At 72.3% G+C, this 21,347-nt stretch carries 18 protein-coding genes; 8 read left to right on the forward strand and 10 right to left on the reverse strand.

Going from position 1 to position 21,347, the window contains the following annotated elements; all coding sequences use genetic code 11:
• Positions 1–22: 22 nt before the first annotated feature.
• The gene (locus tag ACWC24_RS18460) at positions 23–1,768 is read right to left on the reverse strand and encodes an esterase (protein WP_450663879.1); all 1,746 of its coding nucleotides are present in this window, start codon (positions 1,766–1,768) and stop codon (positions 23–25) included.
• Between the two features lie 124 nt (positions 1,769–1,892).
• Here ACWC24_RS18460 and ACWC24_RS18465 point away from each other — a divergent pair, with 124 nt between their 5' ends.
• Positions 1,893–2,036, forward strand: coding sequence for a hypothetical protein (locus ACWC24_RS18465; protein WP_450663880.1), 144 nt, complete (start codon positions 1,893–1,895; stop codon positions 2,034–2,036).
• Positions 2,037–2,083: 47 nt separating this feature from the next.
• Here ACWC24_RS18465 and ACWC24_RS18470 read toward each other — a convergent pair whose 3' ends face one another.
• A complete protein-coding gene (locus tag ACWC24_RS18470; protein ID WP_450663881.1) occupies positions 2,084–3,514 on the reverse strand; it encodes an amidase in 1,431 nt (476 codons plus the stop codon).
• Between the two features lie 409 nt (positions 3,515–3,923).
• The gene (locus ACWC24_RS18475) at positions 3,924–5,090 is read right to left on the reverse strand and encodes a nuclear transport factor 2 family protein (protein ID WP_450663882.1); all 1,167 of its coding nucleotides are present in this window, start codon (positions 5,088–5,090) and stop codon (positions 3,924–3,926) included.
• A gap of 95 nt (positions 5,091–5,185) precedes the next feature.
• Between ACWC24_RS18475 and ACWC24_RS18480 the strand changes: the two genes are divergently transcribed.
• The gene (locus ACWC24_RS18480) at positions 5,186–6,169 is read left to right on the forward strand and encodes a LysR family transcriptional regulator (RefSeq protein WP_450663883.1); all 984 of its coding nucleotides are present in this window, start codon (positions 5,186–5,188) and stop codon (positions 6,167–6,169) included.
• Between the two features lie 39 nt (positions 6,170–6,208).
• On the opposite strand, the gene ACWC24_RS18485 is transcribed toward ACWC24_RS18480, so the two are convergent.
• Positions 6,209–6,970 (reverse strand): maleylpyruvate isomerase family mycothiol-dependent enzyme, encoded by a 762-nt coding sequence (locus ACWC24_RS18485; protein WP_450663884.1) that lies wholly within the window; start codon positions 6,968–6,970, stop codon positions 6,209–6,211.
• A gap of 485 nt (positions 6,971–7,455) precedes the next feature.
• On the opposite strand from ACWC24_RS18485, the gene ACWC24_RS18490 reads away from it, so the two are divergent.
• On the forward strand, positions 7,456–8,325 hold the full coding sequence (locus ACWC24_RS18490; RefSeq protein WP_450663885.1) for a methyltransferase domain-containing protein: 870 nt from the start codon (positions 7,456–7,458) through the stop codon (positions 8,323–8,325).
• Between the two features lie 189 nt (positions 8,326–8,514).
• Here ACWC24_RS18490 and ACWC24_RS18495 read toward each other — a convergent pair whose 3' ends face one another.
• A complete protein-coding gene (locus tag ACWC24_RS18495) occupies positions 8,515–9,711 on the reverse strand; it encodes a sensor histidine kinase (protein WP_450663886.1) in 1,197 nt (398 codons plus the stop codon).
• A complete protein-coding gene (locus ACWC24_RS18500) occupies positions 9,711–10,373 on the reverse strand; it encodes a response regulator transcription factor (protein ID WP_450663887.1) in 663 nt (220 codons plus the stop codon). The genes ACWC24_RS18495 and ACWC24_RS18500 overlap by 1 nt, the downstream gene beginning before the upstream one ends.
• 88 nt (positions 10,374–10,461) lie before the next feature.
• Here ACWC24_RS18500 and ACWC24_RS18505 point away from each other — a divergent pair, with 88 nt between their 5' ends.
• From ACWC24_RS18505 to ACWC24_RS18515, 3 genes are all read left to right on the forward strand, one after another.
• Positions 10,462–11,352 carry an ABC transporter ATP-binding protein gene (locus ACWC24_RS18505; protein WP_450663888.1) on the forward strand — a complete coding sequence of 297 codons (891 nt, stop codon included), beginning with the start codon at positions 10,462–10,464 and terminating at the stop codon, positions 11,350–11,352.
• Positions 11,349–12,434, forward strand: a complete 1,086-nt coding sequence (locus ACWC24_RS18510) for an ABC transporter permease subunit (RefSeq protein WP_450663889.1) — start codon at positions 11,349–11,351, stop codon at positions 12,432–12,434. The genes ACWC24_RS18505 and ACWC24_RS18510 overlap by 4 nt, the downstream gene beginning before the upstream one ends.
• A gap of 96 nt (positions 12,435–12,530) precedes the next feature.
• Positions 12,531–14,183, forward strand: a complete 1,653-nt coding sequence (locus tag ACWC24_RS18515; RefSeq protein WP_450663890.1) for an ABC transporter substrate-binding protein — start codon at positions 12,531–12,533, stop codon at positions 14,181–14,183.
• A gap of 53 nt (positions 14,184–14,236) precedes the next feature.
• Here ACWC24_RS18515 and ACWC24_RS18520 read toward each other — a convergent pair whose 3' ends face one another.
• From ACWC24_RS18520 to ACWC24_RS18535, 4 genes are read right to left on the reverse strand one after another with little or no spacing between them, the layout of a single operon-like run.
• The gene (locus ACWC24_RS18520; protein ID WP_450663891.1) at positions 14,237–15,256 is read right to left on the reverse strand and encodes a DUF5914 domain-containing protein; all 1,020 of its coding nucleotides are present in this window, start codon (positions 15,254–15,256) and stop codon (positions 14,237–14,239) included.
• Complete coding sequence (locus tag ACWC24_RS18525) at positions 15,253–16,281, reverse strand: phytoene/squalene synthase family protein (RefSeq protein ID WP_450663892.1); 1,029 nt, start codon at positions 16,279–16,281, stop codon at positions 15,253–15,255. The genes ACWC24_RS18520 and ACWC24_RS18525 overlap by 4 nt, the downstream gene beginning before the upstream one ends.
• A complete protein-coding gene (locus ACWC24_RS18530; protein WP_450663893.1) occupies positions 16,278–17,816 on the reverse strand; it encodes a phytoene desaturase in 1,539 nt (512 codons plus the stop codon). Before ACWC24_RS18530 ends, ACWC24_RS18525 begins: the two co-directional genes overlap by 4 nt.
• Positions 17,813–18,952, reverse strand: a complete 1,140-nt coding sequence (locus ACWC24_RS18535; RefSeq protein WP_450663894.1) for a polyprenyl synthetase family protein — start codon at positions 18,950–18,952, stop codon at positions 17,813–17,815. Before ACWC24_RS18535 ends, ACWC24_RS18530 begins: the two co-directional genes overlap by 4 nt.
• 434 nt (positions 18,953–19,386) lie before the next feature.
• On the opposite strand from ACWC24_RS18535, the gene ACWC24_RS18540 reads away from it, so the two are divergent.
• Both ACWC24_RS18540 and ACWC24_RS18545 read left to right on the forward strand, forming a co-directional pair.
• The gene (locus ACWC24_RS18540; protein WP_450663895.1) at positions 19,387–20,580 is read left to right on the forward strand and encodes a lycopene cyclase family protein; all 1,194 of its coding nucleotides are present in this window, start codon (positions 19,387–19,389) and stop codon (positions 20,578–20,580) included.
• Between the two features lie 17 nt (positions 20,581–20,597).
• Complete coding sequence (locus tag ACWC24_RS18545) at positions 20,598–21,329, forward strand: methyltransferase domain-containing protein (protein WP_450663896.1); 732 nt, start codon at positions 20,598–20,600, stop codon at positions 21,327–21,329.
• The last annotated feature ends 18 nt before the right edge of the window (positions 21,330–21,347 follow it).

Consider the following 21,347-nt stretch of genomic DNA (forward strand, 5'->3'; position numbering starts at 1 on the left):
GCCCGCGCCGTTCGTACGGGGGTCACTTCTTGGTGATGGACGCCACCCAGCTGATGAAGTTCGTCGTCGAGTCGCCGGTGCGCTCGGCCTGTGTGTGCCCCTGGCCCCACACGGTGGCGAAGTCGACGTCGCGGATGCCGTAGTTCCTCAGGGCCAGAGCGATGTTGATCTCGGTGGTGTTGGCGGTGTCGCCCTGCATGATGCCGGTGCGGATGCGCCAGTGGCGCGCCGGCCGCGACCGGCGGTAGCCGTCGAAGGCGGGGGAGAGGAAGTACAGGGGGTTGTACGCGTCGGCGCGCCAGGCCATGTCCTTGCCGACGCTGTCCTTCTTGGCGAAGTCGCTGTCGTAGGCCGAGGAGCCGTAGTCGGAGTTCCAGTCGGAGTAGGTGGCGTACGTCGTCTCGTTCGCCTTGATGACGTCCCGGGTGAGCGGCGCGAAGTGGGCCGGGGCGTCGAGCCCCATGGCGAAGACGCCGTTCTCGGTCTGCGCGCGGGAGTATCCGTCGAACGCGCCGACCGGCTTGTTCGCGGTCTTCTGGCTCTTGGCGAAGCCTTCGAGGCCGGACACCGTGGCGGTGTTGGTCGTGGCGTCGTAGGTGACCCAGGTGCTGTCGGTGTTGAGGTGGGTGATGTAGTCGGCGACCGTCTCGTAGGTGGTGGAGGTTCCCGGCTGGCCCGATCCGGGCGGGCCGCCCATCGTCGTGACGGTGTACGGGAAGGTGGTGTCGGCCAGGAAGTGGTTCAGCGAGGTGGTGATCACCTCGATCAGGTGGTCGTAGTAGCTGCCGGCCAGGTGGATGCCGCTGTCGGACTCGGTCAGCTTCAGGCGCCTGCCCTGCTCGTCGCGCAGCCCCAGCCGGTTGAGGTACTTGGGCCAGGCCTTGGCGAGGTCCTTGGAGTAGGCGCTGGTCCAGGTGTCCGCCGCGCGCGTGCCGGTCGAGGCGAACTGGCCCATGTTCCACTCGTAGGACAGGTTGGCCTCGTGCAGGCTGGTGATCGGGCACCAGGCCATGACGCCGGCGACCGCGTCGCTGAGGGGGCGGCCCTCGGCGTCCTCCATGGCCGCGCCTATCGTGCGCAGGTAGGGGTGGTACAGGGGGCTGTCGCCGGACGCGCCCGCCACGGTGTCCTGAGCGCCGCCGCCGCTCATGCCGAACAGGACGATGTCGTCCGTGCTTCCGGGCAGCACGCTCCGGTTGTACCGGAGGTAGCGGACCGCGGCCTTGAGGTCGGTGACGCCCCAGGGGGCCGCGTCGGAGCGGGTGCTGGTCGAGGTGTTCCGGCCGCGCAGGCCCGGCCACACGTAGATGTGCCCGGCCTGGAGATACCGCGACACGCTGGTGTAGCTGTAGGACGTGGCCGGCTTCTGCGCCGAGTAGCCGGGGGTGTTGACCGGGATCACGATCGGCGCCGTGCGTCCCGAGTAGCCGCCGACGGTGCCCTTCGGATCGACCGTCGCCGTGTACGTGGTCCCGTCGCTGTTCGCGGTGGCCGTCAGGTAGGCGCCCGGCACGTAGATCGACAGGTTCTCGTAGTCCGTCGCCGCCGGGTCGGTGACGTACACCTTCCCGAGCTGGTAGTACACGTCGTTGGCCGCGTCGTACGACCAGGCGGTGGAGTCGAGCTCCAGCGCGTACGCCGCGGACGCGCTCGCCGTGCCGTGCGACGACGAGGTACCGGCGAAAGCCTCGCCTGCCGCGCTCTCGGCGATTCCGAACGCGGCGACGGCCGCGGCGCCCCGGATGACGGTTCTGCGATTGATGTCCACTCGTGGACCTCCTTGTGCAGCGGGTGACGTGGGCCGCACCCGCACCTGCGCGCCGCCTCGGCGACACCGCGGGCAGGTCCGGCTGTGCGGCTCGTTCGAGTCCCCGACTGTAGGCAAGGAAGCTGTGATTGTTGACAATTTTGATGAGGGTTTTGTTAGAAGTTGTGCGCAGCTCGTCGGCGATCGCCTCGACGACAGCGGCATCCGGGTAGCGGCCGAGGCGATCGAGACGCGCACCGAGCGTTTCGCCCCGGCACTGAACGGGTGATTCCTGCCGTGTGCTTCCCCGGAGCCCCCGCAGGGGCACACGGTTTGTCAGACGCCGACGAACGACGGCGGGGGAGTCCGGTCCACCCAGTGGGTGGCCTGCTCGTAGGCGTGGCCCAGCTGGAGCACCGTCAGGTCCGCCCGGTGCCGGCCGATCAGCTGCACCCCCATGGGCAGCCCCCGTTCGCCGAAGCCGACCGGCATCCCCAGTACCGGCAGCCCGGTCAGCGACCAGCAGGCCACGGTCTCCATCCACCGGTGGTAGGTGTCCATCGCCCGGCCGTCGATCTCGGCGGGCCAGTGCACCTCCTTGTCGAACGGGAAGACCTGCGCCGAAGGGGCGAGGACGAAGTCGTAACTCTCGAAGAGCCGCTGCACCGCCGCGTACAGGGCGGTTCGGGCGGCGTCCGCCGCGGAGACGTCGAGTCCGCTCAGCCCGAGCCCGTTCTCGATCTCCCAGACCGCTTCGGGCTTGAGCCGCGCGCGCCGCTCCTCGTGCCGGTAGAAATCCTGTCCGGCCGCCGCGATGCCCCACCAGCGCAAGGACAGGAAGGTCTCCCAGATCTTCTCCGGCGCGAAGTCGGGAAGCGCGCTGTCCACCGAACACCCGAGGGACTCGAAGACGGCGAAGGAGGATTCACACAGCTCCAGCAGTCCGGGTTCGGTGGCCAGATGACCGTTCCAGTCACCGACCCAGGCGATCCGGGTGCCCCGGAAGTCGCGCTCGAGGGACCGGGTGAAGACGGCGGGATCCTCGTCGACGGACAGGGGAGCGCCGGGGTCGGCTCCGGCCATCACGGACAGCAGGGCGGCCAGGTCCTCGGTGGTACGCGCCATGGGGCCCGCGACGGCCGGTGAGACCAGGAAGCCGGGCTCGGGTATCCGTCCCGCGCTGGGGCGCAGGCCGAACACGTTGTTGAAGGCCGCGGGATTGCGCAGTGATCCCATGAAGTCGCTGCCGTCCGCCACCGGCACCATCCGCAGGGCCACGGCGACCGCCGCACCGCCACTGCTCCCGCCCGCGGTCAGGGCCGGGTCGTAGGCGTTCCCGGTGGTTCCCCAGACCGGGTTGTAGGTCTGCGAACCGAGGCCGAACTCCGGGGTGTTGGTCTTGCCGATGAAGATCGCACCGGCTGCCCGCATCCGGGCCACGCACAATTCGTCCCCGGCGGCCACCTGGTCTTCGAACAGCGGGGAGCCCATGGTGAAGGGCAGCCCCGCCGCGGCCGCGAGGTCCTTGACCGCGTGCGGGAAGCCGTGCATCCAGCCGCGGTACTCGCCTCGGTTCAGCTGTTCGTCCCTCTCGCGTGCCTGAGCGAGGGACAGTTCCGGGTGCTGCAGGCCGACGATCGCGTTCACGCGCGGGTTCACGCGCTCGATGTGGTTCAGGTAGGCCTGCATGACCTCGACGCAGGAGAGGGTCCGCTGCTGGATGGCCCGGGACAGGGAGACGGCGTCGAGGGCGACGATGTCGTGCACGAGGTGCCTTTCCGGTCTGAGAGAGCCACGGCCGAGCGGTCGCGCGGGCCCCTGGAGTCAGCGTGCGGCGGCTCGTGGACGGGCAGGTCGAAGGCCGACGGGATCGCTGCGGTGAGTGAGGCGCGGTGGCGGCGGCCGCGGAGAAGGGGGAGCGGCCGGCGTGCCGGCGCCGGCCCGAGGTACGGGACTCGCCTTCGTGGTGCAGGCGTTCGATCAACATAATCAAGATGCCATCGGCCGTTGATCGTATGGCTCGTTCAGGTGATGATGGCTGATTCGGTCATCGGTCGGCGTTCCGCTGCGCTTGAGGGCGCGGATTGCAAGCGGGGTCTCCGCCGCTGCGGCGCGGTGCCGATCGAGCTCTGAGGCACGGAGGAGGACGGCCGGGGACGGGAACCGCTTCCCGCGCTCACGCGTGACGGTGGTACGCCTTGTTGGCGATGCGCCAGCCGTCGTCGACGCGGGCCAGCAGGAAGATGTCGGTGAACGTGTCCGCGCCGTGCGAGAGCGTCATGGTGGCGGTCGCGACGGTCCCGTGGACGTCGACGGCTTCGACACGGCGGGTGCGGGCCGGTTCGTCCGGCGCCGGTCGGCCGTGGAAGAGGGCGCAGTACTCCTCCAGGCGCCAGGAGACGAATGCGCCCTCCCGGATCCCCTCGATGTGGGCAGTGGGCAGGAAGGCGTCGTGGAAGTGGGCGGGGTCGCCGGTGGCGTGTCCGCGGATGTAGGCGCGCAGCGGTTCGAGCACGGCGTCCTCCACGGAGGGGGCCGTGGCGGCAACAGCGATGCCGGCCTCGAGGTCAGCAGGTGAAGCAGGGGAGTCGGCCAGGCCCGTCGCGCTGCGCAAGGGGGTGTCCGACGCGGCGGCCGGCACGGCCATGTCCTTGGCCGGTGCGGCGATCGTGAAGTGGGCCGTGGCCGCGGTCGGCTCACCGAGGAGGAAGGGCCGCTCGCGGGCCACGAGCCCGCCTGGCTGGCCGAGTTCGAGGACGTCCAGCGTTCGGGTGCGGGGCAGGCCGAGGGCGTCGGCCTGCCGCAGTGCGTCGCGCAGCGCGAGGACGGCTCCCGCGAGGCTGTTGTTGGCGATCAGCTTGAGCGCGGCGGCGGTGGCGGCGTTGTCCACGCGATGGACGGTGCCCAGCGTTTCCAGAACCGGCCGGACTCGGTCGAGTGCGTCCTGGTCGGCGGCGGCGAGGAACTGCAGGGCGCCTGCGGCGGCAGCGGGCACCGAGCCGAGCACGGGCGCGTGGACGTAGGACGGGCCGAGTCGCCGGGCCAGGCTCGATGCCTCGGCGGGGGTGATGGTGCCGGTGTTGAGGACGATCGCGTCCGTGCGCAGCGAGCCACGGACGTCGTCGAGGGCCTGTCGGCAGGCCGGGCCGTCGAACAGCGCCAGGACGACGAGGTCCGCCCGGGCCACGGCCCCGTTCGCATCGTCGGTCGTCCTGACGGTGCCTGAGGTACGTCCTGAGCGGGTCCGGCCGACGACGTCCCGGCCCTGGGCGGCCAGTCGGGACGCGATCGCGCCGCCCATGCGCCCCAGGCCGAGGACGGCGATCGTGTGCGGTGTGGTCATGCCCGCCACAGTGCCGCAGGCCAGTGCGTGCGACAAGCGCAGATGTCGCAGGCCTGCCCTGCGGGAGGCGCATACCTGCCGGGCATACTGCCTCCATGGATCTGACGGTGTGGCGGACTTTCGTGACCGTGTGCCGGACCGGCTCGCTGTCGGCGGCGGCAGCCGAGCTCCATCACACGCAGTCGGCAGTCTCCCGGCAGATCGCCGGACTGGAGCGGCAGTTCGGCGTGCCCCTGGTGCAGCGCCACGCACGTGGGGTGCGGCCGACGCCGGCGGGTGAGGTGTTCTGGCGCCATGCCCTGGCCACGCTCGACGAGGCCGACCGCGCCGTTCGCGCGGTACGGGACGTGCGCGACGGGGTGGGGGAGCGGCCCCTGGCCATCGGAGCGACGCCGTCTCTCGCCGCGGGGATCGTCCCGGAGGCCGTCCAGGGCCTGCTGGAGCAGGCGGGATCCCTCCGGTGGAGCCTGCTGCCGGCTCTGAGCGGGCAGCTGCACGGCCGCGTGCTCGCCGGCGATCTGGACATCGCCGTCGTCACCGACGCTCCACCCGGGCTGACCGCCGACCCACGGGTCGAGCGCAGGCTCCTCGGACTGGACGAAATGGTCGTCGTACTGCCCTTGGGCCATCCGCGAGCCGGCCACGGTCCGGTGCACATCCAGGCGCTGGCCGACCAGATTTGGGCCGAGGACAACGACGGCTCGGCGGCGCTCCTGCGCCAGCACGCCGCGCGCGCCGGAGTCAGTGCCCGCATCGACCTCACCGCGGCCGACCTGCCCGGCAAGTTGGCCCTGGTCGCCACCGGTCACGCCATCGCGTTGATCCCCGGAGTGCTGACGGGCGCGCTGCGGGCCGATGTCACCACGGTCGGCCTCGTGGATCCCCCGACCCGCGGCATCTACACGATCACACCGCGCCACAACGCCCACCCCCGCGCAGCGTCGCTCCACGACCGGCTCGCCGCCGTGTTCGCCTCGTCCCGTCCGGCCCGGACCGCCCACCGGCCGACCGGGACGGACACCCACCACCCTCACGTGCCCGCGGGCCTCGGTCCGGGGCGACCCGGCCCCGGTGCCTGAGGGCCGCACAAAGCATGCGGCCGGTATCGCAACCCTGGGCTACTCCTCGGGCTCCCAGGCGATCAGCTGCTCGAACACCTGCTGGTCGCCCTCGATCTTCAGGTCGCTCAGCGTGAGGCGGCCCCAGACGAAGAGGAGCAGTTGCTCGGCCGTGCCCGTGGCCGAAGCGGAGGCGGGCGCGGCGTCGTCCGTGAGGGGTGCGGGCCAGGCGCCGGTGCCGTCCAGCGCGAGGAGCCAGGAGCGGCCCTCGGCGGCGTGGTAGTGGATGGTGGCGGCCTCGTGCGGCCAGGCCGCCGGGGTGGAGTTGCAGGTGTCGAGGAACTCGGCCACGCCGTCGATCGCGACGTCCGCCGGCATCGGCTGCACGGCGCCTGCGGCGAGCTGGGCGTCGTAGGTGTGCACCAGCACCTCGTGCACCCGGCGCCGGGCAACGCCCCAGGCATTCGCCGGCGACACGCCGGCGCTCCACCACGCCCAGCACTCGCGCTCCGGGTCGGCCTCGCGCAGCGCACTCAGCAGCAGCTCGTTCGACTCGGCGTACCAGGCCAGCAGCGCCTCGAGCTCGCGCGGCACCTCCGCGGCATCCTTGGCCGGCGGAGCCTCGGCCGGGCCCGCGGCGACGATCGCGGCCCACCAACGCTGGCCCGTGCCCAGGTGCTGCACCAGATCGAACAACGTCCACTCGGGGCAGGACGGCACCGGCGCGTCAAGGCTGGGCGCGGCGGCAACCGCACTCCGGAACGCGGCCGACCGCTCGTCGATCAGTTGCAGCAGGGCGGAATACTCAAGACTCTCAGTCACCCCGCTTACCTATCACCCAAGCTCAGCCGACCGCACCCCCTTTTCCGGGCCGTCAGCTACGGGAGTTGGAGCACCTGCCCCGGCGCCGACCCTCATCGACCGCAGGGGCCTGCCAGTGGCCGGCGGTGCCGAACCGTTCCGGGCATGCGCTATGATTGATCTTGAGCCGGTCGGCGGAAGTCGTAGCCGGTGGGTGATGCGTTGGTGGTCCAAGGAAAGACGCCCCGCTTCCTGCGGGGAAATGCAGGTGCAAGGCCTGCCCGGCGCTCTGTGAAGACCCTGTCCCGTTCCGCGGGGCAGGGTCTTTTTCGTCGCCCGGACCCCTCGGCCGCACACAGGTCGTTTTCGGGTGACGGCCGGCCGGCCGTCCGGTGCGGTGGCGGCAGCAGGCGGGCGGCAGCCGTCCTCACGGTTCGCCGGCTGTGTGAGGCATCCCTGGTCCGTCGTCGTGGCGCTGGCGGCCCGGGAAGGTCGACCATGTGGTCATGACTTCCTCGCCCCGCCCGCCGCACGTCGGTGGCCGACCGGAACCGGCAGGGACCATCGCGCTCGGTGGGGAGTCCGCTCCCGCCCGCGGATACCTGCTGGACAACGCGCGCGCCGAGGCGGGCGAGCGATTCGTCTGGCTGGCCGAGCTGTTCGACGGTGTGACGCGCGGGCACTTCGATCGACTGGGCGTCAGGGCCGGCTCGCGCTGCTGGGAAGTGGGGGCCGGCGGCCCCGGTATCCCGGAGGCGCTCGCGGCGGCCGTCGGTCCGACCGGGCACGTGCTGGCCACGGACATCGACCCGTCGTGGCTGAAGGAAGGCGACGGGTACGAGGTACGCCGGCACGACGTCGTCGCTGATCCGCCCCCGGAGCCGGGGACGTTCGATCTGGTGCACGCCCGGCTCGTGCTGGTCCATGTACCCGACCGGGCCCGCGCGTTGGCCACGATGGCGGCAGCGCTGAGGCCCGGCGGCCGGCTGCTGATCGAGGACGCCGATACCGCTCTGCAGCCACTGGCGTGCCTGGACGACAGCGGCCCTGCGCAGCAGCGGGCCAACCGGATGCGCGACGCGGTCCGGGAACTGCTGACGCGTCGTGGCGCGGACCTGCGCTACGGCCGGACCCTGCCGCGGGCATTGCGTGAAGCCGGCTTGGTGGACGTCGCCGCGTCGGGCTCTTTCCCGGTCGGCGGGCCGGCCTGCGACCGGCTGGAGGCGGCGACCATCCGGCACGTGCGCGGCGAGCTGCTCGCGGCCGGCCTGGCCGACGACGCCGAGATCGACGCGCACCTGGCCGCCATCCACGCGGGCGAGCTCGACCTGACCCTCGCACCGCTGATCTCGGCCTGGGGACGCCGTCCGGCCTAGGTGTATTGATCACGAGCGTTGTTGACACCCTTGGGGTGCTTGATCATGGCGAAGACCTCCGGTGGGGTGGAGCTGTCTAGGACTGCACCGCACGGAGGTCTTCGTGTCTCACCGTAATGCCCGGCTGACCGTTCATGGCAGGCGGCTGCTCGTCGAGCCACTTCTGCACGGTGGCGGATCGGGCCGCCTCTACACGATGTCGGAGTGGGCCGCCCGCTTCCGGAAGGACGGCTTCACCCGACCCGCGCCCCGGCCGGTCCGGCCCGGCACGGACGGTCCAGGCTGGGCCGGACCGCGGACGGGGAGGTCCACCCGCAGGTCCAGTCCACCGGATTCCGGGGCGTGCGAGGTCAGCACCCCGTCGTGCGCGGTCACGATCGCCCGGACGATGGCCAGCCCGAGGCCGTGTCCTTCCCGGAGCCTGGTGCGTTCGGCGTGCAGCCGTTGGAACGGCACGAACAGCCGGTCCAGCTCCTCGGGCGGGACGACCGGGCCGGTGTTGCGGACGGTGAGGTGTGCGCCGTCCGCCGACCGTGAGGTCGTGACCTCGACGCGGCCGCCGGGGACGTTGTGCCGGATGGCGTTGTCGACCAGGTTGGCGACCAGGCTCTCGATCAGATGGGGATCGCCCACCGCAGGTGCCCTGGTGAGCGTGACGTCCACGCCCACGTCCCGCCGTTCGGCCTCGGGTCTGCGCAGCAGGACCGCCTCGGCCGTGATCGCGCCGAGGTCCAGCGGCTCGAAGTGCTCGACGCCCTGTTCGCTGGTCGCCAGGGTGAGCAGCGACTCGACGAGGCGTTCCTGGGCGGCTCCGAGGTGCAGGACCTCCTGGCACGCCGAGCGCAGCGTCGCGGTGTCGGCGTCGGGGTCGGCGAGTGTCACCTGCAGCAGTGCGCGTTCGGCGGTCAGCGGTGTGCGCAGTTCGTGCGAGGCGTTGGCGACGAAGTGCCGCTGCGCCTGGAAGGCGGCGTCGAGGCGGCTGAACAGGTCGTCCAGGGTGGACCCGAGTTCCATGATCTCCAGGTAGGGGCTCCGCAGCCCGATCCTCGAGTGCAGGGTGCTGGCCGAGATCGCCCGGGCGGTGCTCACCATGGTGCGCAGCGGGCGCAGGGCCCGGCCGGCGATGATCCAGCCGAGGACGAGCGCGACGACGACCGTCACGGCCAGGCCGATCGCACACGAGATCAGCAGAAGGTGCAGGTCGGCTCCCTGCTGCACATCGGCCGAGGATCCGCCCCCGGTCACCTGCCCGCCGGGCGCGGGAGCCGCTTCGCGGGTCGACTTGCCGGTGAACAACGCGACGACGAGGCCGAGCAGCAGGGCGCCCGAGGCCAGGAAGCCCGCCGTGCACAGGACGGCCAGGCGCAGCCGCAGCGTGCGGCGCATCACGATGCCGCCACGCGGTAGCCGCCTTCGCGGACGGTCTCGATCAGCGGCGGTTCGCCGAGCTTCGCCCGGAGCCGGCCGATCGTGGTCTTGACCGTGTGGGTGAACGGGTTGGCGGCCTCGTCCCAGACCTGCTCCAGCAGCTCCTCCGCGGACACGGCCGCGCCGGCGTGGCTGAGCAGACACTCCAGCACCGCGAGTTCCTTCGGGCTGAGGGTGAGCCGTCGGCCGTTGCGGAACGCCGAACGGCTGGCGGAGTCCAGCGTGAGGTCCCCGCACTCCAGCACGGGCGGTACGGGAACCGTGGCCCGACGGCCCAGCGCCCGCACCCGGGCCACCAGTTCCGCGAAGTCGAACGGTTTCGGCAGGTAGTCGTCGGCGCCGAGGCTCAGTCCCGTGACCCGCTCCCGTACCGTGCTGGCCGCAGTCAGCATCAGCGTGCGGGTCCGTGATCGCTGTGCGACGAGGTGGCGGCACACATCATCCCCGTGCACGCCGGGAAGGTCGCGGTCCAGCACGACCACGTCGTACCGGGTGAGCGCGAGACGGCCCAGGGCCTCGTCGCCGTCGAGCGCGATGTCGACCGCCATTCCCTCGCGGCGCAGCCCGGTGGCCACCGTCCGGGCCAGCAGTTCGTGGTCTTCGACAACGAGCACTCTCATGTCGCGCCACGATGCCACAGCCCCGGTCACCGCCAGGTCACAGCTTCCGTGCCCGTCCTGTGACCGCCCGGACGATACAACGCCGGTCATGACTGATGACACGGTGCTGGTGGCCCGGAACCTGGGCAAACGATATCGACGGCGGTGGGCGCTGTCCGACTGCACGCTCGCCGTCCCGGCCGGGCGCGTGGTGGGCCTCGTAGGCCCGAACGGCGCGGGCAAGTCGACGCTGTTGCGCCTCGCGGTCGGGCTGATCCCCCCGACCGCGGGCGAGGTCGAGGTGCTCGGCGGCCGGCCCGCGACCGATCCCGCCCAGCTCGCCCGGGTCGGGTTCGTCGCGCAGGACACCCCGGCCTACGCCCAACTGACGGTCGCCGACCACCTGCGCCTGGGCGGGCGGCTCAACCCGCGATGGGATGCCGGCCTCGCCGAACGCCGCATCGCCGCGAGCGGCCTCGACCCGCGCCAGCGGGCGGGCCGGCTGTCCGGTGGTCAGCGCGCCCAGCTCGCCCTCGCCCTCGCCGTGGCCAAGCGCCCCGAACTGCTGGTCCTGGACGAGCCGGTGGCCAGCCTGGATCCGCTGGCCCGCCGCGACTTCCTGCACGGCGTCAGCGAGATCGCCTCCGGTCAGGGCGTGAGCGTCGTCCTGTCCTCCCATCTGGTGGCCGACCTGGAACGGATCTGCGACTACGTGATCGTCCTGGTCGCCTCGCGGGTGCGGGTGGCCGGCACGGTGGAGGAACTGCAGGCCACCCATCACCGCCTCACCGGGCCCCGGCACCTGGATGTCACCGCCGTCCGGGGCGTCACCGCCGCGCGGGTCGTCGAGGCCCGGGACACCGGCGATCACAGCATCGTCCTGGTGCGCTCCGAAGCGCCGGTCGACCACCCGGACTGGGAGTCCGCACCGGCCGGCCTGGAAGACATCGTCCTCGCCTACATGGGCACCGCCGACACGGCTTCGGAGACACGTTCATGATCCAGCTCACCTGGCGGCAGTTCCGGACCTCCGCCTTCGTCGCGCTCGGCGCGATCATCCTGGTCACCGCGTTCGCCCTGGCGACCGGCCCCGACCTCGCACACGCCTACGCGGCCACGATGAAGGCATGCCGCTCGGCCGGCGACTGCACGTCCGCCGCAGCCTCGTTCGCGCGCACCGACCGCGTCCTGTCCGGCGCGCTCGGCACGCTCGTCTCGGTGGTGCCCGCGCTCATCGGCGCCTTCTGGGGAGCTCCGTTGCTCGCCCGGGAGATCGAGTCCGGGACGCTCCCGCTGGTGTGGACGCAGAGCGTCACCCGCACCCGATGGCTGGTGACCAAGCTCGTGACGGTGGGAGCGGCCGGCATGGTGACCGCCGGTCTGCTCAGCCTCGTCGTCACCTGGTGGGCCCACCCGCTGGACCAGGCCGGCGCGGCCGCCTACGACACCTTCGGCGAGCGTGACCTCGTGCCCGTGGGGTACGCGGCGCTGGCGTTCATGGTCGGAGCTACGGCCGGCACGCTGATCCGCCGCACCGTACCGGCCATGGCCGCCACCGTGTTCGCCTTCGTCGCGGTACGCGTCACCCTGGCCTACGGGATCCGGCCGCGGATCATCGGCCCGGTCCATCAGACGAAGGCGCTCGATCCCGCATCGACCGGGTTCGGTTCCGAGGTGTCGCCGTCCATCGTGCTCGACTCCCTGTTCAACGGCGGCCCGTCGAGCGCACTGCAACCGGCGGCTCCGGACCTCCCCGACGCCTGGGTCTACTCCACCCGGGTCGTCGACGCATCCGGACACGATCTGACGAACAAAGCGCTCGAGGCGGACTGCCCCGGGCAGCTCTCCGGCGGAGGAGGCCCGTCGCTGCCCGGCGGGCACGGTCCCGTGCCCGCGGAGGCACAGCAGCGGGCGCAGGCGTGCGTGTCGAAGATCGGTGCCACGTACCACGAGTTGGTGACCTATCAGCCTGCGGATCGCTACTGGGCCTTCCAATGGGCGGAGTTGGCGGTCTGCGGTGCCACGGCGCTCCTGCTGGGCGGGTTCTGCGTCTGGTGGGTGCGCCGCCGCCGGATCGCCTGACCTCGCGGAGTCGGGTGCGTTCCGAGGTGAGGGGGCGGTGAACGAGGCGGTGCCGGCGGGGAGGCGGCCCTCGACGCTCGGCATCGGGGCCGGACGATGTCTCGCTTCCGCGGCGAGTGGCTGTCGCGACAGCGGGGCGACCCTCACTTCCAGGTACCGCACGCCGTCGTCGACGACGCGGAGCCGGGCGCAGGCTTCCTCGCTGCGATCGACCGAGTCGCACTGCGGTTCCAGCTCACCGTGCCGTCGGGAAGACTGCGGTTGCCGGCCTTTCACACCTGCCGGGCCGTACGGGAACACGAACGCGGCGCGGGCGACCTCCACGCCCAGCAGCAGCCCATCCTCGACGGCCTGTACGCAGCACTGCTCGACAGGCGGAAAACACTGCGCGCCTGCGCGCGCCTCGCGGACTTCCTGCTCATCCCCGAGATCGACGGCGCGGACGGCCCCGGCCGCGCCTTCCTCGGCACGTTCGAGGAGCTCGCCGGTGACCGTCCGGCCGAGCCGCTGCTCGTCCTGACCGCCTGCGCGGGTCCGCCTCCGGACTACGCCGCGCCGCTGGGCGCCGACCTCGACCGGCCCGACGGCATCGCCGACAAGGTCCTCACGTTCCTCGACGAGGGCAGTGACGAGCCGGTACGCCTGGTCACGCTGCCCGCCGAGGACGACACGGACGGCACGGCCAAGACGAAGATCGACACCCATTGGGGCGTCATGGCTCGCCGGGACCACCTGCTCGACTGGTTGCGTCCGGCCGCTCTGCCCGTCATGGCGGCGGTGACCGCGAGCCTCCTCCTGGTCCCGCACCACCTCTGGCCCACCGCGCCTCCCGAGGCTCCCTCATGCGTGACCGTCGGTACCGGTGAGCGCGTGGGCGTCACCGACGGCACGCGATGTGATCTGGCCGTACAGGGAGAACGCGGAAGGGAACTGCGCGACCTGGAGCAGCAGGTCGCGAAGGAGAACGCCCAGATCCCGGACGGGCGTTACCGCACCCTGGTCTTTCTCGCTCCGCCGAGTCCGCAGAACGGCGTGTACGACGACCCGCCGATCGGCCTGCAGGTCCTGCGCGGCGCCATCGCCCAGCAGCACAGGCTCAACACCGAGGTCCGCCAGAACAAGATGCCGATCCGCCTGCTCATCGCCAACACCGGCCAGTACTTCCAGTACGGCGCCCACCGCGCCGCAGCGCCGAAGAGCCCGGACGCCGCCCAGACGATCATCAGTCGGCAGCGGCAGGAGCACATCGCCGCGGTCATCGGCATCACCCAGAGCCGTCCCGAATCACTGAGCGCGGTCCGGGAACTCGACCGGGCCGGCATCCCGGTCATCGCGAACGGTGTGTCCGGCAGCATCATGGTCGGCCCCGACCCGCCGCAGCGGTACTTCCAGATCTCGGCGCCCGACGGGCGAGTCGCACCGGTCCTCGCCGACTTCATCCGTCACTCTCCCGCGGTACGCGCACTCACCAGCGGCACACCGCACGCCGTAGTCGTGTACGACCCGACCGACGCGGCCTTCAGCACGGACCTCAAGAACCTGTTCGTCGCCGCCTATCGCGGACACGGCAAGAACAAATACCCACCCGACAAGGCGGTGTTCATCCGGGAGATCGCCCAACCGAGCGGAACCACGGCCACACTGCTCGGCTGCGGACTTCTGCCCGACCGGCAGGACCCCGTGAAGTGGGGCACTCCTCCCGACACCTTCCCCTGTCCGCGGGACGACACCGCGGCGGATTCCCCATGAGAGGTTGCGGGTTCGGCGCCGGACGCGGGCACGGGTCCGGCGTCGCGTACCGCTCACTCCGGCAGGAGCTTCGAGGCGCGAAGGTGCCAGCGGCGCTCGGCGTACGCCAGGTCGTCGCGCCACAGCCGTCCGGCCGCCGCCCGCACGAGAGGCCGTAGCAGCGGGGCCATCGTGCGTACCGCGGCGAATCCGCGTCGGTCGGACGTCGCCACGACCGCCTCGACGACGGCTGTCCGCGGCTCGCCCCGGGCGCCGGGGCCGAGCGGGGTGGCGTGGGTCTCGACGACCGAGCCCTGGCCCTCGCCCTCAGTGATGTGCATGACGACCGTACGGGGTTCAGGGGCGGTGAACACGGCCCGGACGGGAACGACGAGCCGCCCGGTGAGCTTGAAGGAGACGTCGACGGTGAAACCGTCCTCGGCCGCCCCGGGCCGCCCTCCTTCCGGCACGTCCACGACGGTGAGGTCGAGGAAGGAGTACGGATGGAGCCAGGCGCCGTGCCACGGATCCAGACGGTTCGCCATGACGTCCTCCGGCTCGCATGTCCCGATGCCCGTGTAGACGGCCGACAACGCGCCCGACGGCGTGGGCCTGACCGGCACCACCGGTGCGTCCAGTGGCGGCTCGCCGCCCACCTCGTCCATGCGCACCCACACCAGCACCCCGTCGTCGTGCACGGGCAGCGGTTCCCAGCCGGCGAACGGCGTGCCCTTGAGAGCGAGCCCGTGCCAGTGACATACGAGCGTGCCGCAGCGCACGGGGCTGTCCCGCAGCGGCGCGCCGAGGTGCGGACAGACGCCGGGACCGCCGACGAGGCGGCCGTCGCCGTCGCGCCACAGCACGACCTCCCGCCCCTCGACGGTCCGTGCGAGGGACCGCTCGGCGGAGACGTCACGAGCGGCGCCGACGACGTACCAGTTCCCGGAAGGGCGGCCCTGCGCCCGTTCGAGAGCTTGCGCGATCACGCCGGGACGAGCCTCGCGCCAGGTGGGACGCTGGCGGTCCCACGGCACCGGATGCCTGCGCAGCGACAACGGAATACGTCCGCGCGCGGCGGAACGGTCGAAGCTCACGCGACCTCCTCGTGGTCCTGCGCCGACGGAAGCCCGGATGCCGTGCCGCGCGACCGGGCCGTGCTCGGGAGCGCGCCCTGCCGGGCGCCACCGCCTGTGCCGGCGCGGGCCGCCAGCAGGCGTACCAGACCGTCCAGGGCGACTGCGGCACGGCGCCGGCGGGGCACCACGGCACGCCGGTGCACCACCGCGTAGCCGTCGTCGGCGATGGCGTCGAGGATGCCCCCGTACAGCACGAAGGCAGTCCGGATGCACGGCCGGCACACCGGGTCGAGCATCGCGATTCCCGGCGCCGCCTCACGGTAGACACCACGGGTGAGGTCTTCGACGGCTCTCAGTGCCGCGGTGATGCGCCGGTCGCGGCGGCCGGTGCTCCTGCTCCAGCGCAACAGGTCCCGCTCGACGTCGTGGGCTGCCAGCAGGTCCGCGGGCAGGTAGACGCGACCGCGGTCCAGATCCTCGCCCACGTCCCGCAGGAAGTTGGTCAGCTGGAAGGCGACGCCCAGCGCGGCCGCGTGCGGCGCGGCCTCCTCGCGGGGGACCACCGTGCCGAGGACCGGCAGCATCTGCAGTCCGATGACCGCAGCGGAGCCGTGCATGTAGGTTCGCAGGTCGTCGTAGGTCGGGTAGTCCCTGACGTCGAGGTCGCTGCGCATGGAAGCCATGAAGTCGCCGAAGTGCCGGTGGTCGATGCCGTACCGGCGGGCCGTGTCGGCGAGCGCCAGGATCACCGGTTCGTCGCTGTCCGCGTCCCTCAGCCCCTGTTCCAGGCCTTGGTGGAGGAGGGCGAGGTCGGCCGAGCGCCTTTCGACCGGGACGGTGGTGTCCAGGGAGTCGACGATGTCGTCCGCCCACCGGGCGAACCCGTACAGCGCGTGGACGGCGGGACGCCGTTCGACCGGCAGCAGCCGGGTGGCGAGGAAGTACGTCTTTCCGTGCCGGGCGTTGAGCATCCGACAGCGCGTGTAGGCACCGCGCAGGGCGGGGTCGGTGATGCCCGCCGCGTCGAGTTCACGGCCGGTCATGAGGACGTTCCCTCGAAAGAGGCCCGCGCTCTGCGTGCGCCGGGCCTGCGGGCCGTGCCTCCGGTGATCCGGGCCGCGGCGAGCTTGCCGGACAGCAGTACGGTCGGTACGCCCACCCCCGGCGTGGTGCCGCAGCCGGCGAGTACGGCGTTCTCGGTGCCCCGGACGAGGTTGCGCGGGCGGAACGGGCCGGTCTGCGCGAAGGTGTGCGCCACCGAGAAGGGCGTACCCGCCGCGTGGCCCTGAGCGTGCCAGTCGGCCGGCGTGACGAGACACTGCTCCTTGATGCTGGAACCGATGCCGTCGAGACCACGCCGCTCGAGTTCCTCCAGGACGCTGTCGCGGTAGCGCGGTGCCAGGTCGCCCCACTCGGCGGCGGCCGGACCGATGTCCGTGTTCGGGCACGGAGCGAGGATGTAGTGCAGGTGGTGGCCGGGCGGGGCGAGGCCGGGGTCGGTGGCCGTGGGGCGGGTGACGAGCAGGGACGGATCGCTCATCAGATCGCCGGTACGGGTCAGTTCGTCGAAGGTGCGGCTCCATGCGGCGCCGAAGGACAGCGTGTGGTGGGCGAGCCCCGGCCAGGTCCGGTCGGTTCCCGCGTGCAGCACGACGGCCGAGGGCGAGTTCCTGATCCGTACCGGCCGGCGGGGCACGTGGCCCAGGAGGCGGTAGGCGACGGGCAGATCGGGGGTGAGGACGACCGCGTCGCACGGGATGCGGTCCTCGCCGGTCACGACGGCGGTGACGCGATCGGCCGAGCGTTCCAGCCGGGTGACCTCCTGTCCGAAGCGCAGGTCCGCTCCCGCTCGGACGGCGGCGTCGGCCATGGCCCGCGGCACCGCGTGCATACCGCCGCGGGGGAAGTAGACGCCCGCGACCGTGTCCATGTAGGCGATCACGGCGTACGCCGCCAGGGCGCGGGCCGGCGGGACGCCCGCGTACAGGGCCTGGAAGGAGAAGACGCGGCGCAGACGCTCGTCGCGCAGGTACCGGCCGATACGCGTGTCGAGCCTGCCGAAACCGCCGAGTGCCGCGAGCCGGCCCAGGTCGGCGGTCAGCAGCTGGAAGGGGGAGTCGAAATTGGCGTCGATGAAGTGACGCATCTGGGCCCTGTAGAGCTGTTCGAGCCACCGGCGCAGCCGCCGGTAGCCCGCTGCCTCACCGGCGCCGGCGAAGCGCTCGACCTCCGCCTCCATGGCCTCGGGGCCGGTGTGTACGTCGATGGCGCTGCCGTCGGCGAAGCAGGCGCGGTAGGCCGGGTGGAGGGGGACGAGGTCGACGTGCTCGCGCAGACTGTCGCCGACGGCGGCGAACGCCTCGTCCGCGAGGTCGGGCATCGTCAGCACGGTGGGGCCGGTGTCGATGCGGAAACCGCCGCGCACCAGGCGCCCGGCGCGCCCACCGGGCAGCGGGTCACGTTCGAGGACGGTGACCCGGCGCCCGGCGCCGAGCAGGTGCAGCGCGGCCGACAGGCCGGAGAGCCCGGCGCCCACGACGACGACGTGGTCCGTACGTCCGGGAACCGTCCGGCTCATGAGCGGACCCCCTCTGCCGCGGACGTGAGCAGCGGGGGAGCGGCCGTGCCGGCTGCGGTGCCGGGCGGGTCCGAGGACGGTCCTCGGGCCGGGGGCGCCGCCACAGCGAGCCGCAGCAGGTCGCACAGACGACCGCGGCCGTCGGGTTCGAGCACCGCGGCTTCCAGACGGCGCAGGCCCTGTGCGAGCAGCCGGTCGGCCTTCGCCTCGACCGCCGCCCGCGCGCCGGTGTCGACGAGGATGTTCCGCACCCGGTCCAGGCCCTCCTCGGACAGGTCGGCGCAGCCGAGCGAGTGCCGCAGCGCCGCAAGAGCGCCCAGGTCACCGCTCCCTTCGGCCCGAGCCAGCGCCACGGCGACGAGATAGGTGGGCTTGCCCGAGCGGATGTCACCGCCCGAGGGCTTGCCGGTGCGACGCGCACTGCCGAAGACGTCGTCGAGGTCGTCCCGCAGTTGGAACGCGATGCCGACGCGCCGGCCCGCCGAACGCAGGGCCGCGGTCGTGGTGTCGTCGGCGCCCGCCAGGGCGGCGCCGAGAGCCAGCGGCCGCTCGACCGAGTAGAGGGCACTCTTGAGGCGGGCGGCGCGGAGCGCACGGGCCGGCGCATGCGACGAGGTGGTCTGGCCCAGGACGTCCAGGTACTGGCCGGCCACCATCTCCGTCCGCATGGCGCTCCACAGGCCGCGTACCCGGCGCGCGGTGTCCGGGGCGAGCTCGGTGTCCGCGACCACGTCGTCCGCCCACGCCAGCGCCAGGTCCCCGGCGAGGATCGCCGCGGCCTCGCCGAAACGCGCCAGACGCGGTGCCGGGGCAGCCTCGGCGTACTGGGCTTCGACATCCGCGTGCAGGGCCGGCCGGCCGCGACGCAGCCGGGAGGCGTCCATCACGTCGTCCTGCACGAGAGCGCAGCTCTGGATCAGTTCGAGGGCGGCGCCGACGCGCAGGGCCGCGTCCGCCTCGCCGGCCCTCCCACCACAGGCGCGCAGCGCCCACCAGACGAACTGGGCCCGGATGCGCTTGCCGCCGGCCAGGGTGAAGCGGGCGACGCGCGCGGCGAGATCGTGGGCGAACACCGGGTCGAGTGCTACGGCCGGTTCGCAGCGTTCGGCCAGCAGGCGGTCGAGGAGGCGTTCCACCGCGGCGGGGACGTCGGCGTCGATCGCCCGGAGTCCGTCCCTCTCCGCGGACCGAGCAGCCGGCGGCTCGCCTTCGGACCGGCCGTCCGGGCGTGATGGCAGCGGCGCGCGATGCGCAAGCCCCACGGGGAGGGCGGCCCACGGCGACGCGGGGGGCGGGCCGGGCGGCGCGTCGCCCGCCCCGGGATCCTTCGCCGTGCTGGGACACATCCCGGTTCCTTTCGTCGTGATCGCAGCCGGTCCGTCGTTATGCCTTCCGCCTCGAGGGCGCTCTCGGATGCACCGAACGGTGGAAACCGCAGCGGCCCGTCCCGGCCGGGCGTCGTAGTGCGCCGCTCGGCCGACCGCTCAGCGTGGCCTGCATCCGGAAGGGCACGGGAGCGGGAATGCTTCCCGGCAACGCAGATGCACACGCGCAAGAGGAGGGAACGCTCGTGCTCGATGCGGACGTCGCCATCGTGGGTGCGGGTGCCGCGGGGTTGTCCCTGGCCCACCTGCTGTCCCGCCGCACGCCCGGGGCACGTCGGCCGTCGGTGCTCCTGATGGACGCCCCGCCCGGGCCCTTGCGGCCCCCACGCCGTACCTGGTGCTTCTGGGAGAACGGTCGCGGACGCTACGACGACGCCGTCAGCGCGTCATGGCGGCGCCTGCGGGTGCACGCCCCGGACGGCCGGGCGATCGAGGACGACATCGGGCCCCTGCGGTACAAGATGATCCACTCGGACGACTTCGAAAGCCTGATCGCACGCGACCTCGCACAGAGCGAGAACGTCCGGCGCCTCGAAGCAACCGTCGAAACGGTGGAGGGCCTTCCCGAGGGAGCCCTGGTCCACACCCGGGACGTCGACGGACACCACTTGGCCGTCCGTGCCCGCTGGGTCTTCGACTCACGCCCCCTGGGCAGCCTCCCGGCGGCCCGCACCACGCTGCTGCAGCACTTCCACGGATGGTTCGTCCGCTGCGAACGGCCGGTCTTCGACCCCGGCACGGTCGAGCTCATGGACTTCCGCACCCCACAACCCCCGCGAGGTCTCTCGTTCGGCTACGTGCTGCCCGCCGGCCGGCGGCACGCCCTCGTGGAATACACCGGATTCTCTCCCGCGGTCCTGGACCGGCAGGGCTACGAAGCCGCGCTGCGCCACTACACCGAGGACGTCCTCGGCCTGCCCCATCTCGAGGTCGTCTCGACCGAGACGGGCGTCATCCCCATGACCGACGCGCCCTTCACCCGGCGGACCGCGCCGTCGGTCTTCCGTATCGGAGCCGCGGCGGGCGCGACCCGGCCGTCGACGGGCTACACCTTCGCCGCTCTCCAGCGCCAGGTCCGCGCCGTGGCGGATGCGCTGCTGTCGGGGCGGCACCCGCTGCCGCCACCCGCGCACTCCCCGCGCTCCCGCCTCATGGACGCTGTCATGCTGCGCGCGCTGGACACCGGCCGGATCGACGGCCCCGCCTTCTTCGCGGATCTCTTCGCACAGGTGCCGATGGAGCGACTGCTGCGTTTCCTCGACGGCCGCACCCGCCTGCGCGAGGACCTCTCCGTGGGCATCCACACCCCCGTGCTGCCGATGCTCCGCACCGCCGCGGAACTCCTGTACCTGCCCCGCCGCCCTTTCCGGGCCGCCTGACGACCGACGGAGACCGCATGACCCTGCTGCGCGACGCGGACCTGGCCGCCGCGTTCGACCACGCCGCTCGCAGCTACGACACGCTGGTGGCCGCCAACCCCGGCTACCACGCCCATCTGCGCCGCTCCGCACGCCGCCTCGGACTCCCGGACGGCGGCCGCGACATGCGAGTGCTGGACCTCGGCTGCGGGACCGGCGCCTCGACCGCCGCCCTCGCCGAGGTGCTTCCCGGCGCCGCGATCACCGCGGTGGACGCCTCCGCCGGCATGCTGGAGCGAGCGGCCGCGAAGTCCTGGCCGGACAACGTCACCTTCCTGCACGCCCCGGCGGAACGCCTGAGGGAGGCGGGCGTCGGGGAGGCGTTCGACGCGGTGTTCGCCGCCTACCTGTTCCGCAACGCGGCCGACCCCGACCGGGTGCTCGCGACCGTGCGTGACCTGTTGTCACCACACGGGCGGCTCGCGGTGCACGAATACACCCTGAGCGGCCGGGCCGGCCACCGGGCGGTGTGGACGGCGGTGTGCGGCGGCATCGTACTGCCCGTCGCCACCGCACTCGGGGACGGACGGCTGTACCGGCATCTGTGGCGCAGCGTCATCGAGTTCGACACGGCGGACGAGTTCGCCGACCGCGTCCGGACAGCCGGATTCGACCGCGTACGGGTACTGCCCCTGCCGGGATGGCAGACCGGCATCGCCCACACCTTCGTCGCCCGGCGCCCGGCTGTCCACGGGAGCGGTGTCCGGTGAGGGCGCCAAGGCCGCACG

The sequence above is a fragment of the Streptomyces sp. NPDC001443 genome, from assembly GCF_053597355.1.

What these genes read in the sequence shown, in the direction of transcription:
- ACWC24_RS18510 (WP_450663889.1), top strand. Translation starts at nt 11,349, where the DNA reads ATGATCCAGCTCACCTGGCGGCAGTTCCGGACCTCCGCCTTCGTCGCG.
- ACWC24_RS18505 (WP_450663888.1), top strand. Translation starts at nt 10,462, where the DNA reads ATGACTGATGACACGGTGCTGGTGGCCCGGAACCTGGGCAAACGATAT.
- ACWC24_RS18495 (WP_450663886.1), bottom strand. Translation starts at nt 9,711, where the DNA reads ATGCGCCGCACGCTGCGGCTGCGCCTGGCCGTCCTGTGCACGGCGGGC.
- ACWC24_RS18515 (WP_450663890.1), top strand. Translation starts at nt 12,531, where the DNA reads ATGTCTCGCTTCCGCGGCGAGTGGCTGTCGCGACAGCGGGGCGACCCT.
- ACWC24_RS18530 (WP_450663893.1), bottom strand. Translation starts at nt 17,816, where the DNA reads ATGAGCCGGACGGTTCCCGGACGTACGGACCACGTCGTCGTCGTGGGC.
- ACWC24_RS18480 (WP_450663883.1), top strand. Translation starts at nt 5,186, where the DNA reads ATGGATCTGACGGTGTGGCGGACTTTCGTGACCGTGTGCCGGACCGGC.
- ACWC24_RS18475 (WP_450663882.1), bottom strand. Translation starts at nt 5,090, where the DNA reads ATGACCACACCGCACACGATCGCCGTCCTCGGCCTGGGGCGCATGGGC.
- ACWC24_RS18500 (WP_450663887.1), bottom strand. Translation starts at nt 10,373, where the DNA reads ATGAGAGTGCTCGTTGTCGAAGACCACGAACTGCTGGCCCGGACGGTG.
- ACWC24_RS18545 (WP_450663896.1), top strand. Translation starts at nt 20,598, where the DNA reads ATGACCCTGCTGCGCGACGCGGACCTGGCCGCCGCGTTCGACCACGCC.
- ACWC24_RS18525 (WP_450663892.1), bottom strand. Translation starts at nt 16,281, where the DNA reads ATGACCGGCCGTGAACTCGACGCGGCGGGCATCACCGACCCCGCCCTG.
- ACWC24_RS18490 (WP_450663885.1), top strand. Translation starts at nt 7,456, where the DNA reads ATGACTTCCTCGCCCCGCCCGCCGCACGTCGGTGGCCGACCGGAACCG.